Source organism: Herbaspirillum huttiense (assembly GCF_047300815.1).
GTDB lineage: Bacteria > Pseudomonadota > Gammaproteobacteria > Burkholderiales > Burkholderiaceae_D > Herbaspirillum > Herbaspirillum huttiense_A.
The window spans coordinates 1322364-1339181 of sequence record NZ_CP178608.1 but is presented as its reverse complement, the minus strand read 5'-3'; the positions used below and the strand labels follow the sequence as shown (position 1 = coordinate 1339181).

20 protein-coding genes are annotated in these 16818 nt (G+C 64.7%); 12 read left to right on the top strand and 8 right to left on the bottom strand.

Annotated features, from left to right (window positions below; genetic code table 11):
* Nucleotides 1–3: 3 nt before the first annotated feature.
* Nucleotides 4–135 (top strand): hypothetical protein, encoded by a 132-nt coding sequence (locus ACLRDN_RS06190; RefSeq protein ID WP_413459418.1) that lies wholly within the window; start codon nucleotides 4–6, stop codon nucleotides 133–135.
* 34 nt (nucleotides 136–169) lie between these two features.
* On the top strand, nucleotides 170–805 hold the full coding sequence (maiA, locus tag ACLRDN_RS06185) for a maleylacetoacetate isomerase (protein ID WP_413459417.1): 636 nt from the start codon (nucleotides 170–172) through the stop codon (nucleotides 803–805).
* A gap of 13 nt (nucleotides 806–818) precedes the next feature.
* Here the strand turns inward: maiA and ACLRDN_RS06180 are convergent, their stop codons facing one another.
* Both ACLRDN_RS06180 and ACLRDN_RS06175 read right to left on the bottom strand, forming a co-directional pair.
* Complete coding sequence (locus tag ACLRDN_RS06180) at nucleotides 819–1727, bottom strand: SDR family NAD(P)-dependent oxidoreductase (protein ID WP_413459416.1); 909 nt, start codon at nucleotides 1725–1727, stop codon at nucleotides 819–821.
* A 38-nt stretch (nucleotides 1728–1765) separates the two neighbouring features.
* Nucleotides 1766–2536 (bottom strand): SDR family oxidoreductase, encoded by a 771-nt coding sequence (locus ACLRDN_RS06175; RefSeq protein WP_413459415.1) that lies wholly within the window; start codon nucleotides 2534–2536, stop codon nucleotides 1766–1768.
* Nucleotides 2537–2646: 110 nt separating this feature from the next.
* Here ACLRDN_RS06175 and ACLRDN_RS06170 point away from each other — a divergent pair, with 110 nt between their 5' ends.
* Nucleotides 2647–3573: a LysR family transcriptional regulator gene (locus tag ACLRDN_RS06170; RefSeq protein ID WP_413459414.1), complete on the top strand. Its 927-nt coding sequence runs from the start codon at nucleotides 2647–2649 to the stop codon at nucleotides 3571–3573.
* A gap of 24 nt (nucleotides 3574–3597) precedes the next feature.
* Here the strand turns inward: ACLRDN_RS06170 and ACLRDN_RS06165 are convergent, their stop codons facing one another.
* The gene (locus ACLRDN_RS06165; RefSeq protein WP_413459413.1) at nucleotides 3598–4653 is read right to left on the bottom strand and encodes an aldo/keto reductase; all 1056 of its coding nucleotides are present in this window, start codon (nucleotides 4651–4653) and stop codon (nucleotides 3598–3600) included.
* Between the two features lie 171 nt (nucleotides 4654–4824).
* Between ACLRDN_RS06165 and ACLRDN_RS06160 the strand changes: the two genes are divergently transcribed.
* Nucleotides 4825–5721, top strand: a complete 897-nt coding sequence (locus ACLRDN_RS06160) for a LysR family transcriptional regulator (RefSeq protein WP_413459412.1) — start codon at nucleotides 4825–4827, stop codon at nucleotides 5719–5721.
* Here ACLRDN_RS06160 and ACLRDN_RS06155 read toward each other — a convergent pair.
* The 3 genes from ACLRDN_RS06155 to copC all read right to left on the bottom strand — a co-directional run bounded on the left by ACLRDN_RS06155 (nucleotide 5710) and on the right by copC (nucleotide 7510).
* Nucleotides 5710–6132 carry an EamA family transporter gene (locus tag ACLRDN_RS06155; RefSeq protein ID WP_413459411.1) on the bottom strand — a complete coding sequence of 141 codons (423 nt, stop codon included), beginning with the start codon at nucleotides 6130–6132 and terminating at the stop codon, nucleotides 5710–5712. The two genes, ACLRDN_RS06160 and ACLRDN_RS06155, sit on opposite strands and share 12 nt — an antisense overlap.
* A 131-nt stretch (nucleotides 6133–6263) precedes the next feature.
* Nucleotides 6264–7148 carry a copper homeostasis membrane protein CopD gene (gene copD, locus ACLRDN_RS06150; RefSeq protein ID WP_413459410.1) on the bottom strand — a complete coding sequence of 295 codons (885 nt, stop codon included), beginning with the start codon at nucleotides 7146–7148 and terminating at the stop codon, nucleotides 6264–6266.
* The gene (copC, locus tag ACLRDN_RS06145; protein ID WP_413459409.1) at nucleotides 7145–7510 is read right to left on the bottom strand and encodes a copper homeostasis periplasmic binding protein CopC; all 366 of its coding nucleotides are present in this window, start codon (nucleotides 7508–7510) and stop codon (nucleotides 7145–7147) included. Before copC ends, copD begins: the two co-directional genes overlap by 4 nt.
* 329 nt (nucleotides 7511–7839) lie before the next feature.
* On the opposite strand from copC, the gene ACLRDN_RS06140 reads away from it, so the two are divergent.
* The 5 genes from ACLRDN_RS06140 to ACLRDN_RS06120 all read left to right on the top strand — a co-directional run bounded on the left by ACLRDN_RS06140 (nucleotide 7840) and on the right by ACLRDN_RS06120 (nucleotide 12810).
* Nucleotides 7840–8319, top strand: coding sequence for a DUF305 domain-containing protein (locus ACLRDN_RS06140; protein ID WP_413459408.1), 480 nt, complete (start codon nucleotides 7840–7842; stop codon nucleotides 8317–8319).
* Between the two features lie 39 nt (nucleotides 8320–8358).
* A complete protein-coding gene (locus ACLRDN_RS06135; protein ID WP_413459407.1) occupies nucleotides 8359–9750 on the top strand; it encodes a hypothetical protein in 1392 nt (463 codons plus the stop codon).
* A 323-nt stretch (nucleotides 9751–10073) separates the two neighbouring features.
* Entirely contained in the window at nucleotides 10074–10457 is a 384-nt protein-coding gene (locus ACLRDN_RS06130; protein WP_413459406.1) for an acyl-CoA thioesterase, read from the top strand.
* Nucleotides 10458–10579: 122 nt separating this feature from the next.
* Complete coding sequence (locus ACLRDN_RS06125) at nucleotides 10580–11827, top strand: MFS transporter (protein WP_413459405.1); 1248 nt, start codon at nucleotides 10580–10582, stop codon at nucleotides 11825–11827.
* 62 nt (nucleotides 11828–11889) lie between these two features.
* Nucleotides 11890–12810: a LysR family transcriptional regulator gene (locus ACLRDN_RS06120; protein ID WP_413460356.1), complete on the top strand. Its 921-nt coding sequence runs from the start codon at nucleotides 11890–11892 to the stop codon at nucleotides 12808–12810.
* Nucleotides 12811–12919: 109 nt separating this feature from the next.
* Here the strand turns inward: ACLRDN_RS06120 and ACLRDN_RS06115 are convergent, their stop codons facing one another.
* Complete coding sequence (locus tag ACLRDN_RS06115) at nucleotides 12920–13609, bottom strand: SDR family NAD(P)-dependent oxidoreductase (protein WP_413459404.1); 690 nt, start codon at nucleotides 13607–13609, stop codon at nucleotides 12920–12922.
* Between the two features lie 225 nt (nucleotides 13610–13834).
* Nucleotides 13835–14755, bottom strand: a complete 921-nt coding sequence (locus ACLRDN_RS06110) for a LysR family transcriptional regulator (RefSeq protein ID WP_413459403.1) — start codon at nucleotides 14753–14755, stop codon at nucleotides 13835–13837.
* A gap of 143 nt (nucleotides 14756–14898) precedes the next feature.
* Between ACLRDN_RS06110 and ACLRDN_RS06105 the strand changes: the two genes are divergently transcribed.
* The 3 genes from ACLRDN_RS06105 (at nucleotide 14899) to ACLRDN_RS06095 (ending at nucleotide 16799) form a co-directional block, all read left to right on the top strand.
* On the top strand, nucleotides 14899–15459 hold the full coding sequence (locus ACLRDN_RS06105; RefSeq protein WP_413459402.1) for a carboxymuconolactone decarboxylase family protein: 561 nt from the start codon (nucleotides 14899–14901) through the stop codon (nucleotides 15457–15459).
* A gap of 135 nt (nucleotides 15460–15594) precedes the next feature.
* Nucleotides 15595–16128: a carboxymuconolactone decarboxylase family protein gene (locus ACLRDN_RS06100; protein WP_413459401.1), complete on the top strand. Its 534-nt coding sequence runs from the start codon at nucleotides 15595–15597 to the stop codon at nucleotides 16126–16128.
* A gap of 38 nt (nucleotides 16129–16166) precedes the next feature.
* Nucleotides 16167–16799, top strand: coding sequence for a glutathione S-transferase family protein (locus ACLRDN_RS06095; protein WP_413459400.1), 633 nt, complete (start codon nucleotides 16167–16169; stop codon nucleotides 16797–16799).
* The last annotated feature ends 19 nt before the right edge of the window (nucleotides 16800–16818 follow it).

The window sequence follows — 16818 nt, the reverse complement described above, 5'->3', positions numbered from 1 at the left end:
CCCATGAGAAACCTGATCGGCTGGCTCACCGCCCTCGCCATTTCCGCCAGTCCCTGCGCCTGGGACACGCATGAGTCAGCCAGCGCCGGGCCCCCGGTCGCTGCTGCACTGGCCCATGCCTTGGCCACACGATGATTTTTTTCACCACTGACACCGAAAGGAAAACACCATGAAGCTCTACCTGAACGACATCTCCTCAGCCGCCTCACGCGTGCGCATTGCCCTGGCCCTCAAGCAGATCAGCGTGGAGACGATCCACGTCGGCATCCTCGGCGACCGCCCCGAAAACCGTGAGAGCGACTACCTGCGCCTGAATCCGCAGGGACTGGTTCCGGCCCTGGTGACGGACCAGGGCACGCTGCTGACCCAGTCCATTGCCATCATCGAGTACCTGGATGAGCTGCAGCCGTCGCCACCGCTGCTGCCGCAAGACCTGGAACAGCGGGCCCTGACGCGCGCCGTGGCCGTCGCCGTAGCCGCTGAAATCCATGCCCTGCTGCCCCCGCGCGTGGCGCGCCAGCTCACGGCCCTGGCCGCCATGGATGGCGCCACCCAGGCCCGTTGGAATCGCCACTGGGTCGAAGAAGGATTGCAGGCGCTGGAGCAGTTGCTGCAGGCGCGCCCGGCGGGCCCCTTCGTCGCCGGGGCGCGGCCATCGCTGGGCGACATCCTGCTGTTCCCGCAGCTGGTCAATACCGAACGCATGGGACTGGACCTGGCGCAATGGCCGGCACTGGCAGCGATCTACGCACGGCTCAAGGAGATTGCCGCCTTCGCCGAGAACGCACCGAAGCCGCGTTCATGAGCGTCATTGGCCATCAGGCAGCGACGCTCTTGCGTTGCGGCCTGAGCAGGTCCGCCATGCCGACCCGCTGCAGCATTTCCGCCCGCAGCCGGTCCAGCACGGCGAAGCCGACATCGGCCCCATCCTGCGCCGGGTCGATGTGGACCCGGAAGGGCCGCTGGCCGAAGGGCCGGCCGACCACGTCGACGATGGCCCCGGCCACCTCCCCGGCATCGGCCTCGGGCGGTACGATGGCCGCAAAGGCTTGCTGGATCTGCTCGCCAAAGCCGGCATAGGGCCCCTGTTCATACTGCGCCAGCACCCCCTGGTCGGCCGGACTGCCGGCATGCGCGAAGTGATTGGTGCCCGAGGTGAAGGCCCCCGGCACGATGATGCTGCTCTCGATGCCCCAGCGCGTGAGCTCGCGCGCATATTGCACCGCCAGCGCATCCATGGCGGCCTTGGCCGCGAAGTACGGCGACAGGTAAGGCGGCGTGCCACCGGCCGAACTGCTGCTCGATACCCACACCAGCAAGCCTTCGCGCCTTGCCCGCATGTGCGGCAGCACGGCGCGGTTCACGCGCTGGGTGCTGACCACGTTGACGTCGTAGAGCTGGGCGAACTGTTCGGGCGAGAAGGCCTCGGCCGGACCGAAGGCCATGTGGCCGGCGTTGTGGATCACCACGTCGATGCGCCCGTGCGCGGCAATGATGCTTTCAACGGCCGCATCGATGGAGGCCTGCGACTGCACGTCCAGCTCCACGGCCTGCAAGGCCACGCCATGCAGGTCGGCGAAGGCCGCCATCTGCTGCACTACCGCTGCATTGCGGCCGGTGGTGGCGCGCATCGAGGCGTAGACGACATGCCCGGCGCGGGCCAGCGCTTCGGCGCTCAGGCGGCCGAAGCCGCTGGAGGCGCCGGTGATGAGGATCACCTTGCCCATGAATGCTCTCCTTGGGTGGTCGGTTCGTTAAACGCCGCTCAGATCGAGCCGCCATTGGCCCGCACGGTCTGGCCGTTGATCCAGCTGCCATCAGGGCCGACCAGGAAGGCCACGATGCCGGAGATGTCTTCCGGCTGCGCCAGGCGTTCCAGCGGCGGCAGCTTGGCCAGGCGCTCGATCTGTTCCGGGGTCTTGTCCTTGAGGAAGAGTTCGGTGGCGGTCGGTCCCGGGGCCACGGCATTGACGGTGATGTTGCGGCCGCGCAGTTCCTTGGCGAAGACATTGGTCATCGTTTCGACGGCCGCCTTGGTGGCCGCATAGATGGAATAGCCGGGCGAGGCCATAGTCTTCATGCTGCTGGAGAAGTTGACGATGCGTCCACCCTCGCGCAGGCGCTTGGCGGCGATGCGCATGGTGTTGAAGCTGCCCTTGATGTTGATGGCCAGCAGCTTGTCGAAGAGCTCGTCATCGGTATCGGCCAGCATGGTCAGGCCGGGCTGGATGATGCCGGCGTTGTTGACCAGGATGTCGACCCCGCCAAAGAGCGTACTGGCCTGGTCGAACAGGGCCGCCACCTGGGCCGGCACGGCGACGTCGGCCTGGATGGCGGCGGCGCGTCCGCCGGCGGCGGCAATCTCGGCCACGACGCGCTCGGCGTCATCCTTGCGGCCGGCATAGTTGACGATGATGGCGATGCCTTCGGCAGCAAGCCGGGTGGCGATGGCTGCACCGATACCGCGTGAGGCGCCGGTGACGATGGCAACCTGCTGGTGGGCGGGACGGGTGGCTTGGGATGCGGTGGTGTTCATGCTGCTTCTCCTTGTGAAGGTGGGTGGGTTGAAATCGATGGAAGAATCATCCCACCGGGAGCGCAACGGCTGTAGCCGTATAATCGGCATATCGCTTATCCACTTTTTGCATGACCATGTTCAACGACCTGCACCTGCTGCGCAGCTTCGTCACCATCGTCGACTGCGGCAGCATCTCGGCGGCGGCGCGTGCCCTGCACATGACCCAGCCCACCCTGAGCCGCCAGCTGGGCGCGCTGGAAGAACAATGCGGCGCCGAACTGCTGCGCCGGGACACGCACCGCATGAGCCTCACCGACAGCGGCCAGCGTTTCCTGCAGGATGCGCGCGCCCTGATCGAACTGGCCGACGAGGCCCAGCAGCGCCTGCGCCAGGAACAGGGCGGGCTGCAGGGCAACATCCGGGTGTTTTCCACCATCGATTTCGGGCAGACGGTGGTGAGCCGGCTCATCAGCAGCTTCATCCAGGCGCATCCTGGCGTGACCATGGAGCTGTCCTACTCCAACCGTCCGGTGCACATGATCGAAGAGGGGTGCGACGCCGGCATCATTGCCGGCACCCTCACCGATGAGCGGGTGGTGGCGCGCTCGCTGGGCCAGATCCGGCGCCACGTGGTGGCCTCCCCCGGGCTGGTCGCAGCGCACAAGCGTTGCCGTCGTCCCGAGGACCTGCAGGCCTGGCCGTGGCTGATCCTGGCGTCGGCCAATTTCGGCGGCACGCGGGAAGTCATGCTCTACGGGGAGGGTGACCAGGAGCACCGGCTGCAGGTGCAGCCGGTGCTGGTCTCGGAAGGGGTCACCAGTTTGCGCGAGGCGGCGCGCATGGATCTGGGGGTGGCGGTGCTGCCGACCTGGCTGGCCGAGGAAGACCTGGTCTCGGGCCGGCTGGTGCGCCTGCTGCCGCGCTGGGAGGCCAGGAGCATCCCGGCCCACGTGGTCTATCCGGTGCGCCGGACCTTGCCGTTGCGGGTGCGCACCTTCGTGGACTACGCGACGCAGTACATGGCCACTGCCCTGGCCGCACCGCGCCGGGGTTAGCGCGTCGCGGCAGTCAGACGGCGATCAGGAATGCGTCGCCTCGGCCCACAGGTCCACCGGTCCCAGGCGGTCGGCGCCCTGGGTCGCGAGCATCCAGCCGGGATATTCGGGCGGCAGCGCGCTGACGGCATCGAGTGCCTGCAGCTCCTGGGGATCGAGCTGCAGGTCGATGGCGGCCAGGTTGTCGCGCAACTGGTCCAGGCGCCGCGCCCCCATGATGACCGAGGTCACCACCTGGCGCGAGAGCAGCCAGGCCAGCGCCACGCGCGCCACGCTCACGTCGTGGCGCCGGGCGATCGGTGCCATCACGTCGATGATGTTCCAGGCGCGCTCCTTGTCGACGATGGGGAAATCGAAACCGGAGCGGCGGCTGTCACCCGGCTTCTGGTGCGCGCGGCTGAACTTGCCGGACATGAGGCCGCCGGCCAGCGGACTCCAGACCATCAGGCCCATCTTCTCGGCCTCCAGCAAGGGGCCGATCTCGCGTTCGAGATCGCGCCCGGCGATGGAGTAATACGCCTGCACGGTTTCGAAACGCGCGAAGTCCTTCTCGGCCGAGACACCCAGCGCCCGGGCGATCTTCCAGGCCGGCCAGTTGGAGACACCGACGTAGCGCACCTTGCCTTGCGTGACCAGGTCATCGAGGGCGCGCAGGGTTTCCTCGATGGGGGTGAGGCTGTCGCTGGCATGCACCTGGTACAGGTCGATGTGGTCGGTCTGCAGGCGGCGCAGGCTGGCCTCGACCGCATCCATGATGTGGCCGCGCGAGGCGCCCACGTCATTGCGGCCGGGACCCATGCGGCTGTAGACCTTGGTGGCCAGCACCACGTCGCTGCGGGCCAGGCCGAGATTGCGCAGGGACTGGCCCAGGGTGGCTTCGCTGGCGCCGGCCGAGTAGACATCGGCGGTATCGAAGAAATTGACGCCGGCGTCGAAGGCGGTCTTGACCAGCTGGTCGGCTTCCTGCTGGCCGACGTTGCCGATGTGCTGATAGATGCCGCTGCCGTCGCTGAAGGTCATGGTGCCCAGGCACAGGCGGGAAACGAGCAGGCCGGTATGGCCGAGGGTACGGTATTGCATGCGATTCTCCTCTACGGGAACAGGGATACGAAGAAATACGAAGAACTCGGACGCCGCGCCCGGCGGGCTCAAGGGCCTGGCCGCTGCGGCGTCATGAGGACAATGTAGTCCTTGCATGCCGAGAGGAAAATGCAAATAATCGGCGAATCATTTTCCAAAAATGGAAAACCAATGGATTGGAACGACCTGCGCTATTTTCTGGAAGTGGCCCGTGGCGGCAGCCTCACGCGGGCGGCCGCCCGGCTCAAGGCCAGCCAGTCCACGGTGGCGCGGCGTATCACGGAGCTGGAGCAGAGCCTGGGTGCACGGCTTTTCGAGCGGCACCAGACCGGTTACTTCCTGACCGACGAAGGCCAGGAGATCCTGCAGCGCGCCGAGCTGGCCGAGGAAGGGGTACTGGCGGTGGAGCGCGGTGCAGCCGGGATGAGCGGCGAGGTATCCGGCACGGTGCGCCTGGCCACTTCGGAGAACCTGGCCACGGACCTGGTAATCCCGGCCTTGCCGGCGCTGGCGCGGCGCTATCCGGGGCTGAGCCTGGAGATCGTCACGCAGACGGCCACCGTGACCCTGGGCCGGCGCGAGGCCGACCTGGCCCTGCGCGTGGTGCGCCCGGCCAACGGCAACCTCAAGCTGCGCCAGCTGGGCCGCATGCACTACGCGGTCTACGCCAGCCGCAACTACCTGAAGCGCCATCCGCAGCAAGACGGCGACCCCTTCGCCGGGCGCAACATCATCACCTGGGATGAGGCACACAGCCACCTGCCGGCGGCGCAGTGGATGACTACGCATGCGGCGCAGGCACGCACGGTGCTGGCGGTATCGAACCTGCCGATGCAGATCGCAGCAGCCCGCGCCGGCCTGGGGCTGGCCATCATCCCGGACTTCCTGGCCACGGCCCCGGAACTGGTCAAGGTCGTCCCTTCCGATGCCCTGTTCGACAACGGCCTGTGGCTGGTCATGCACGCTGACCTGAGCGCCTCGGCGCGGGTGCGGGCGGTGGCTGATTTCCTGGCCGAGACGGTGGCGCGGCATCCGGTACTGGGATCCGCGCGCGGTTCATCCGCGTGAGATGACCAGCAGTCCGGCAGCAATGAGCGCGGCTCCGATCAGCTTGGCGGGGGTGATGACTTCATTGAGGATCCAGACCGCCATCAGCAAGGCCACGATGACACTGCCCTTGTCGATCAGCGCCACGGTCGAGACATCGCCCGCCTTGATGGCCTTGTAGTAGAACACCCAGGAGACCGCGGTGGTCACACCCGACAGGCCGAGCCAGAGGACGTTCTGCCAGGTAACCGCGCCCAGTTGCGCCACCGGCACCACGGCAGCGGCGAACATGAGCACGAAGACGAACACGAAGCAGGTCCGGATGGCCAATCCCAGGTCGCTGGAGATGCCGGTCAAACCCAGTTTGGCAATGACCGAGGTGAAGCCGGCGAAGGCCATTGAAATGAATGCGTAGGCGATCCAGCGTTCCATCTTTTCTCCCCTGGCTGAAAATTGAAGGCGGCTACCGGCCGACGGCCGACGATGCGGCATCGGCGCTACGGGGATGGTAACGGGTTTTCGCAACGGGGGCGTCCCCCCTCCGGTGGGGCAAGCCAAGCCACTCAATCCGGCGCCGCGATGCCGAGCACCGCGACCAAAGCGATGATGCCAGCCGCCAATACGATCTCAGCCAGCGTCAACCGACGGAGATATCGTGCGGCCAGGTCGCTGCGCCTTGCGGCCGGGACCAACCCGTAGCGATTGATCACGGCCGCAAGCACCATCGCTGCCGTCAGACCGATCTTCCCCATCAGCATGGCCTGATACCGATCGTGCGCGTCAGAGGGCACTCTGCCCAGCACGAGCCAGACGTTGCTCGCTCCCGAGACGATCACGCACAGCACTGCGACATGGCCTGCTGCTGAAAATCTTGACAAGGCCTGCCGCACGGCGGCGTCCGGAAAGGGCGCGCTGATATCCGACAGCAGCAGCACCACCACCGGCAGCGCACCCAGCCAGGCGCCCGCCGCCAGCACATGCGCGACATCATTGAGCTGATGCACGCGGCCGATGAGGCCATCGTGCATCACGGCGTGGCCGGTGAGCGCCAGACAGCCCAGCATGACGCCACTGGCCAGCGCCGTAGCATGCACCGGATACGGCGCCGGCAGCAATCTGGCCAACAGCAGCACCAGCAAAGCAGCCAGCTGGATTGTCCAGGCGCGCCCTGCCGAGGTTGCCCGCAGCATGTCGGCCATCACCTGCAGTGACATGGCATGGTCCCATCCGCCGACGATGACGCTGGCCTGCACCGGCAGTGACGCCACGACGGCCACTGCCGCCGTGACACGAAGGATCTTGCGCAGGCCGCGAAGCCTTGCCCACAGGCCCATCCTCAAGGTGGCCGGTACCCGCCAGGCCATGAAGGCGGACATGCCCCACAGGTTCAGCAGCGCGGCATCCTGGAGAAATCGACAGGCGATCCAGGCAATGGGCGCCGTATTCAAGGCGCCACCGTGAAGCGATAGCTTCCGCTGGTCTTGTGTCCATCCGTAGAGAGTACCTCCCAATGCACTTCATAGGGGCAGGCTTCCAGCTTTCCCTTGAAGGGCGCCACGAGCGTCTTGCCCTGGCCGGCGAGCACGGCGTCCTCCAAGGGGGCAGCATGACCATCGGCTGCGGCCAGCGAGAGATGGCTGAACGGCAGCACCAGCCCCTCCGAAAAATCCAGCCTGATCTCGGAGGGGGAAGCCACCGGCTTCTGCCCATCTGGCACTGCCCGCTCCAGATGGGCATGCGCCCACGCCTGGACGGGCGCAAGCAGGACGGCGCTCAAGAAGACAACTGCTGCAGGGACTGAACGTGGCATGGGACATTCCTTCGGATGAGGATGGCAGCATGAGGCCGCCTGTTGGACATCAACGTCTGGGCACCAGCACTGCCGAGACTTGCGCAACATCACGGCCTGGCCGGAACAAACACTTCATTTCGTCCGCAGCTTAGTGCCCTGCCTGGCGCAGCAGCATGACCATCGCATGACAATTTGGTCATCAGGTCCATAGCCGCCCTCCCCGCCTGCTTTGCATCGGCGCGGCAAAGCCCTGCCGGATGGAGATGTCATTAATGTCATCCGATTGTCACTCGTTCGTCTCTCGCCGCTGCCTACACTGGCCGCATCAACCCTGCCAAGGAGAGGCGATGAACACCACCAAGCGCACCACTATCCCCACCCCGCGATGGCGCAAGCTGTTCCTGTCAGCTTGTCTGATCGCGCCGCTGTCCGGCGCCGTGCTGGCACATGACATGAGCATGATGTCCGGCGCAGCCGGCCCCCATGGCAATCATGGCGATCATGGCGACCAACACGCAGCGCCCGCCCCCCCGGTCTTCATCGCCAGTACGGCAAAGTCGTACGCCGCCCTCACCCAAGATGCCATGGCGGTGATGGACTACGGCATGCAGCAAGCCCCCATGAACGGCAATGCCGAGCACGACTTCATCACCATGATGATGCCGCATCACCAGGGGGCGGTGGATATGGCGCGGGCCGTGTTGCTGTACAGCCAGGACCCCGAAATCCGCAATCTGGCGCTGGGCATCATCGCCGAGCAGCAGAACGAAATCCAGGTCATGCAGGCCTGGCTCAAGAATCAATCCGCCCCCTCTACGGCTCCTTGAGCCCGCTACTTTTTTCCGCCACCAGAAAGAACCGCAACCATGAAAACATTCGCCAAATCCGCTTCCCTGCTGGCCTGTAGCCTGGCCGCCTCCTCCGCCATGGCCCTGCCGACCGCGCATGACCGTGTCTACACGGCCGACCAGAACACCAACACGGTGTCCGTCTTCAATCCTGCCGACAACACGCTGGTGGGCCAGATCCGTCTTGGCAATCCACGTCCGGATGTGCTCTCTCCGCTGTACAAGGGACAGATCAACGTGCACGGCATGGGCTTTTCCCCTGATCACAAGACCTTGGTCGTGATCTCCAACGGCTCCAATTCGGTGAGCTTCATCGACACCGCCACCAACGCCGTCAAGGGCATCACCTATGTGGGTCGCTCGCCCCACGAGGGGTTCTTCAGCGCCGACGGCAAGGAAGTCTGGGTGGTGGTGCGCGGCGAGGACTACATCTCCGTGATCGACCCGACCACGTTCAAGGAGACCCGCCGCATCAAGACCGCAGTCGGCCCCGGCATGGTGCAATTCATGCCCGATGGGAAGCTGGCCTTCGCAGTGGCCAGCTTTACGCCTGAAGTCGATGTGATCGACGTCAAGTCCCACAAGGTGATCAAGAAGATCAGCGTGGTCAGCCCGTTCTCGCCCTTCCTGCAATTCACGCCCGACTACAAGGAAATGTGGATGACGCACAAGGACGTGGGCAAGGTCACCCGCATCGATACCCGTACCCTGAAGGTCACGGGCGTGATCGATACCGGCTTCATCACCAATCACCTTTCCTTCGCCACGGTCAACGGGCAAGTGCTGGCCTACGTGACCGTGGGCGGCGAGAACGTGGTCAAGGTCTACACCACCGATGCCGAGGCGAAACTGGTAGCAACCATTCCGACCGGCGCGCTGCCGCATGGCATCTGGACTTCCGATGACAGCAGCCGCGTCTACGTGGGGCTGGAGAACGGCGATGGGATGGAAGTCATCGATCCGGTGCAGAACAAGGTCATCGCCCATGTCGCCGGTGGCCAGGCACCGCAGGCACTGATCTTCCTGTCCAACGTCATCAAGGAGGGCGACGGCCGCCAGAACCTGGCACCGCTGGCCAATAGCGAACCGTTGAACATCCGGCTCAAGCCGGTCACTGCAGCAGAGGCGCGTGGCTTTGTGGTGTCACGCAACCTGGGCGTGGTCGACGCGCTGGAAGTGTCACTCTTCAAGCTCAAGCCGCAGACCAATTACAACGTCTATCTGAGCGGCGTGGCCGCGCCGGTCGCCAGCTTCGTCACCGACGCCAAGGGCATGTCCAACGGCACGGCCATTGGCCCGACACGCAATTTCTCCGCGCCGGCTGCAACGGCAGCTCCCTCCAGGCTGATCGTCATGGAAGGCAATGCGCCCGCCGACGAAGCCAAGGCGGCGCTGGTGAGCGATATGTAAAGCGCCAGCGGGCCAGTTGCCAACGATGGGCCCACGATATCAAGGTGCGCAGGGCCTCGGTCCTGCCGCTTGTGCAACTGGCCCAAGCTGGGGGCGCAACGCATTCATGTGGCGACAGCCCCGGCGGTACGGAGTCTGGCGGGCTATCTTGCTGCAACATTTTGCGCAGGCTCCGAATTGCTGTGCTTGCGCACCGAATTCATGACGGTGCCGCGTCGGCGGTGAGACGATTTGCCGCATAATCCTGCTTTCTGCAAAACGGATGGCAGCGCAGACCTGTCCAGCTTGCGCTGCCTGTCTCATTTACTGGAAAGATGACATCCATGTTCTCCAAACAATTCGAAGTAGATCCGAAGCATATCGATTTCCAAGGCGTGGTCGACGGCCTGTATTACCCGTTTTATATGGAATGGACGCGCCACGCCTTCCTGAAAGAAGGGCTGGGCATCGATATCGAAGAAGCCTTCAAGCAGGGCCAGGTCTTCATGGTGCTGGAATACTCCCTGCGTTTTCGCAAGAGCCTGCAGAAGGGAGACACGATGGAGGTCACCTGCGCACTGCAGAAACACGAGAAGCGCAGCCGGGTCAATTTCGTGCAGCAGATCAAGGTGGGCGACGTGGTCTACGCGGAGGCCGTCTTCGTGGGGGCCTGTTTCATGAACAATCGTCCGTTCGTGCCTGAGGCCATCGCAGCGGCGCTCGCCTGATTAGTGACTTCCTGTCACTTCATTTCTGATATTGATGCTATCGCCGACTCTTCAACAGAAGATGACAATCCGGTTGTGCGTTCACGCGCCCCATCCGAATCATCCTCTCTACAGGAGTCGCCATGTCCACCTCTTCGCCTGCCACTGGCACTGCCAGCGGCCATTCCCGCTCTTCTTCCGGCCTGTCCGCCGCCCATCCCCCCAAGGATGCCAGCCTGCGCACATGGCTGGCCATCCTCGCCCTGGCGGTCGGGTGCTTCAGCTTCGTCAGTTCCGAACTGTTGCCGGTAGGCCTGCTGGGCCCGATTGCCAACGGCATCCATCTGTCGGTCGGCATGACCGGCTTGCTGGTCACCGGCTTTGCGCTCTTCGTGGCCCTCACCGCCGGTCCCCTGACGGTACTGACCGCGCGCTTTGACCGCAAATGGCTCATGGTGGCGCTCATGGCCATCAACCTGGCCGGAAACGCCCTGGCCGCCTCGGCCGACAGTTTTGCCATGCTGCTCCTGGCCCGCCTCATCGTGGCCGCAGGCATCGGCATCTTCTGGTCCATCGCCACGGCCATGGCGATCCGCCTGGTCCCCGAGCACCAGGCCGTCAAGGCCACCTCCCTGGTACTGGGCGGACTGGCGGTCGCCTCGGTGCTCGGGGTGCCGCTTGGCACCTTCATCGGCCAATCCCTGGGATGGCATGCCGCCTTCCTGGTACTGGCGGGGCTGAGCCTGCTGGTGTGCCTGTGGGCCGGGGCACTGGTGCCGTCCTTGCCCTCGCAAGGCAGTGCCTCCCTGAAAGCCATTGCGGTGGCCTACCGGCATGGCCCGATCCGCTTCATCTTCTTTGCCACCGCGCTGGTGATGACGGGCAATTTCCTTGCCTACACCTACATCACCCCGTACCTGCAGAACGTGACCGGCATCGCGCCTTCCTGGATCAGTTCATTGTTGCTGGTCTATGGCCTAGCCGGGGTGCTGGGCAATTTCTCCATCGGCCGCTTCATGGCGCGCTCGCTGCGCACAGCACTCATCGGGACCCTCGTCGTGCTCATCGCAAGCATGGCCTTGCTGTGGGCCTTTGGCGATGTCAAGCCGGTGGCCATCGCCTCGCTCGTCCCCTGGGGGATGAGCTATGCCGCCCTGCCCGTCCTGCTGCAGACCTGGGTATTCCGGGCCGCCCGCCAGACCGGCGATTCGGAAGCCGCGCTATCATTGTTCGTGATCGCCTTCAACGGCGCCATCGCCACCGGTGCGCTGGCCGGCGGGCTGGTGGTCGACACCCTTGGCCCGAAGGCGCTTACGCCGCTGGCGGGCATGGCCATGGTGCTCTCGCTCTTGCTGGTCATGCGCTCCAGGCATGCGCGCGATCTGCCATGATGCGCTCGGCTTGACTGGCCATGCACGACAAGCAAATCATTCATAGTTTCTGGAAGGAAGGCATGACATTCGATGAACGCATGTTCAGCGGCATGGGGGTCCTGGCGGCGGTGGTCAAGGGCGGCAGCTTCGCGGCTGCCGCCGAGGCCCTGGACATGACGCCATCGGGCGTGAGCCGCGCCATCGCACGGCTGGAGCAACGGCTGGCGGTGCGGCTGTTCGAGCGCACCACGCGCTCGGTGTCGCTCTCCGAAGAGGGGCGCCGCCTGTACGACCAGATCGCGCCCCTCCTTTCGGCCCTGGAGGAAGCCGCCGGGACCATGGCCGAAGGGCGGCAGAGCGTGCGGGGACGGCTGCGGGTCAATATCGATCCCTTCTTTTCGCGGCTGATCCTGGGCCCGCGGCTGGGCAGCTTCATGCGGCACCATCCGGACCTGCGGCTCGATCTCATCACCCGCGAGCAGCTCGGCGACATGGTCGCCGAAGGCTTTGACCTGGCCATCCGTTTCGGGGAGCCCGCCTCCTCCTCGCTGATCTCGCGCAAGTTGCTGGACACCCGCATCCTCACAGTGGCGTCGCCCGCCTACATCAAGGCCCACGGCCGGCCTGACACGCCGCGCGAGCTGGAGTCGGGCAAGCATGTCTGCATCCAGTATCGCGATCCCGAGACCGGAAGACCTTTCGCCTGGAACGTCAAGCGTGGCCGCAAACTGATCGCCTTGCGCGTGGATGGCCCCTTGCTGGTCAATGATGTGGGCACGATGCACAGCGCCTGCCTGGCCGGCTTTGGCGTGGCACAGGTGATGGAACTGGGGGTGGAAAATCTGCTGGCCGAGGGACGGCTGATCAATCTCTTGCCGCACTGGAGCGATGAACGCTTTCCGCTGCATGCCTTCTATCCCTCCCGCAACTATCTCCCGGCCAAGACCCGCGCTTTCCTGGATTTTGTCTTGTCGATCACCGGGCAAGCGGCGGGAGACTGAACGTCTGCCAGACTGTACGCCTGTACGCCGTCGATGGCAGATGATGGGCCTCAACAGGCGTGTGCCCGGCAAGGGCCGGGCACACGGGTGATACAACGGCGATGGCAGATTACCAGGGCAAGCTGCGGTCGAAGCGGTCAACGAAGCGCAGGCCCGGCTTGCCGTGGTTCTTCTCCAGCATATCGACCACCAGTGGAATCGTCTCCTCCACGGTGAAGCTGGCCCCCGGCCCGCCCATCTCGGTCTGGATCCAGCCGGGCGCCACCACCAGCTTGGCGCGCTGGTCCCCGGGCCGCGCTCCCGCATAACACTTCATGAGCATGTTCAGGGCCGCCTTGCTGGAGGCGTACAGGTCCCAGCCCCCCTCATTGCCGGTGATGCTTCCCAACTCCGATGACATCGCGGCGATGGTGCCATCGGGCGCTACCATGTCATCGAAGATTTCGATGAAGCGCATCGGGCTGAAGGCGTTGACCAGCATCATGTCCAGAAAGTCCTGGACCGGCGCAGTGCCAGCGCTCTCGTTGATGGACTTTGCGATGCCCGCATTGATGAACAGCATCTCCAGGGTGCGGCCCTCAAGCCGCTGGCGCAGCGCCCTGACACTGCTTTCATCGGCGATATCCACCACCTCTTCTTCAAGTGCAGCGCCAAAACGCGTCTTCAAGCCCTCCAGCGCCGAGGACGGCGTACGAACCGTCGCCAGCACCTGCCAGCCGCGCTGGCAAAATTGCTCGACCAGCGCCAGACCAAGGCCGCGCGAGGCCCCGACGATGAGGATAGCCGGTTTCTTTTCCATATGATTCTCCCTATGAAAGTCTTCATGATGACCGCATCGCATGCGTTCGCTGCGACCGGAACAAGGTGGCCTGACCGCGTTCAGGGAGAGATAATTTAACGTAAAAGCATGGATGACTTTGACGCGATTAAGTCACTTGAAAAGTGACACTGCGTCATGAATCGAGATCGCGACATTCCCGCGGCAACTCAAGCTTGGTGGCCCACAACACCTGGACGGCTGGCCTCACGCCTGGCCCTCCGCCGGAAGCGCCGTACCCTCGCCCATCATGATCTCCTCCACGAAAGCCGCGAAGGCGCGCGCCTTGGCGCTGGCCAGGCGGCCCGAGGGATAGAGCGCCCATACATCGATGGTCGGCAGGGACCACTCGGGCAGGAGCTGGCAGACCGTACCGCGTGCCAGCTCAGGCGCGAACATCCATTCGGAGACGATGGCCACGCCCACGTCCGCACAGACGGCGGCCCGCACCCCCTCGGCCGCGCTCACACGCAAGTGCCCGCTGACCGTGACCGAGACCTCGGCGCTGTCCCGTTCGAATGACCAGGTGGTGGCGCCCCCGGCATCGGACAGGTAAACCACGGCCTCGTGATGCACCAGGTCGGCCGGCATCTGTGGCACGCCACGCTGCGCCAGGTAAGCGGGGGTGGCCACCACCATGCGGCGCCCGGTGGCGATCCTGCGCGCCGTCATCGAGGAATCGCCGAGATTGCCCATGCGCAGCGCGATGTCGATGCCGTTCTCCAGCAGGTCGATATGGCGGTCATCGAGGACCACTTCGATCTCCAGCTGGGGATGGCGCTCCATGAAACGTTTGATATGGGGAATCACATGCAGCCGCGTGAAGGTGACTGCCGCCGAGACGCGCAGCTTGCCGACCAGGTCGGCGCTGACACCCCGCACCACGCTGTCGGCCTCGTCGGCCATCGCAATGGCGCGCTTGGCCGACTCGTAGTAGGCCTGCCCGGCTTCGGTGGGCGTCAGGCCGCGGGTGGAGCGCAACAGCAGCCGCGCCTGCAGCCGCTCTTCCAGTTGCGCGATGGCCTTGGAGACGGCGGGCTGCCCTACCTGCAGGCGCCGTGCCGCCGCCGAGAACGAGCCGGTTTCCACCGTGCAGACATAGGTTTCCATCAGGGCGAGTCGGTCCATTGCATTCCTTTGGCAGGCGCCATGCCTGCGCTCAATTATTCCGTGAAGGAATGAATTATATGCGCGCGGCCGGTCTACCCGGGCCATGGGCGCTGGCCGATGATTCAGGGGTCGCAACGACATCCACCCACAGGAGAATGACCATGAGCAAGTTCACCGTCTACACGCAAGATACCGCCCCCGAAGCCGCCAAACCCGTCCTCAATGAGGTCAAGAAGGCCTTCGGCTTCATTCCCAACCTGCAGGCCAACATGGCGCACTCCCCGGAGCTGCTGGCGGGCTACACCGCCCTGTGGGACCTGTTCGCCAAGAGCAGCCTGACCCCGCATGAACAGCAGGTGGTCTACCTGACCGCCAACTTCGAGCACAACTGCCATTACTGCATGGCGGGCCACACCACGCTGGCCAAGATGATCAAGATGGACACCGCCGTCATCGCCGCCCTGCGCGCCGGTACTGCGCTGCCGGACGCCCGGCTGGAGGCCCTGCATCGCTTCACCACCCTGGTGGTGCGTGATCGCGGCTTCGTTGCCGAGGCCGACGTCGAGGATTTCATCGCCGCGGGCTACACCCGCCGCAATGTGCTGGAAGTGGTCCTGGGCGTGGCCACCAAGGTGATGAGCAACTACACCAACCACCTGGTCGGCACCGAGCTCGACAGCTTCATGGCGGGCAACGAATGGACCAAGCCCGCACTGGGCTGATGGCACCGCGCCTTGATCGCCGCTTCTGCGTTTGCAGGAATAAAGCCTATGCCATCCGGCTGGCTACCCCGGCGTGTTCAAGGCGCCCATAGTTCGCCCTGTCGCAACCCTTTATTGAATCCACGAGGACATCTCATGAAAACCTTCACCATCCCGACCGCCGCTACCGTCTCTCCCGCCAACCAGGCCATCTTCGACAATCTTCGCAAGGGCCTGGGCATGGTGCCCAACCTGTACGCCACGTTCGCCCACTCGGAACATGCGCTGGGCAATTACCTGACGCTGCAGAACGGCAAGAGCTCGCTCACGGCCAAGGAGCGCGAAGTCATCAACCTGGTGGTCAGCCAGGTCAACGAATGCGCCTACTGCCTGGCCGCGCACACGGTGCTGGGTGGCATGGTCGGCTTCACACCCGAACAGATCATTGCGATCCGCAAGGGTGGCGCTGCCTTTGACGCCCGCCTGGATGCGCTGGCCCGCCTGGTCAAGAGCGCCGCCGAACAGCGTGGCCATGCCGCGCCTGCCCTGGTGGAGGCCTTCTTCGCAGCTGGCTATACCGAAGGCAACCTGGTCGATGTCGTGATGGTGATCGGCGACAAGATTATCACCAACTACCTGCATGCACTGACCCAGGTGCCGGTCGATTTCCCGGCGGCGCCTGCGCTGTAAGCACGGCCGGCCCTCGCCACCCTACTTGAGGATGCACCATGTACCAGCTCCACGCCTTTGCCACGCCCAACAGCATCAAGCCCGTGATCGCCCTGGAAGAACTGGGCCTCGAATACCAGATCCACACCGTCAATGTGCGCCAGGGCGAACAACGGTCGGCCGATTTTCTCGCCCTGAACCCCAACGCCAAGGTCCCCGTGCTGACGGTGCTGCAGGACCAGCAGCGCATGGTGCTCAGCGAGTCGGCGGCGATCCTGGTTTATCTGGCTGAACGGCACGGGGCCTTGCTCCCCGTGGATGGGGTGGCACGCGCCCGCGTCTTCGAGCAGCTTTTCTTTCACGCTTCTGCGCTCAGTCCGGCATTCGGGCAGGCGGGCTATTTCCAGAAGCTTGCGCCTGAAGCGCTGCCCCATGCGATTGCACGCTTCCACGGGGAGGCACTGCGTACGCTGGGCCTGCTCGACCGTCTGCTGGCGCAGCAGCCCTTCGTCGCCGGCAGCAGTTATTCCATTGCCGACATCGCCCATTTCGGCTGGATCTGGCGCCGCCAGTTTGCCGGCGTCGATCTGGAGGCCAGCCCGCATGTGGCGCGCTGGTTTGCCACGATGTCGCAACGCCCGGCAGTACAGCGCGCCATCGCCCGCGTGGAGTCGCTGTTGCCACCGGCTTGACGATGCCGGCTGCCGTTGA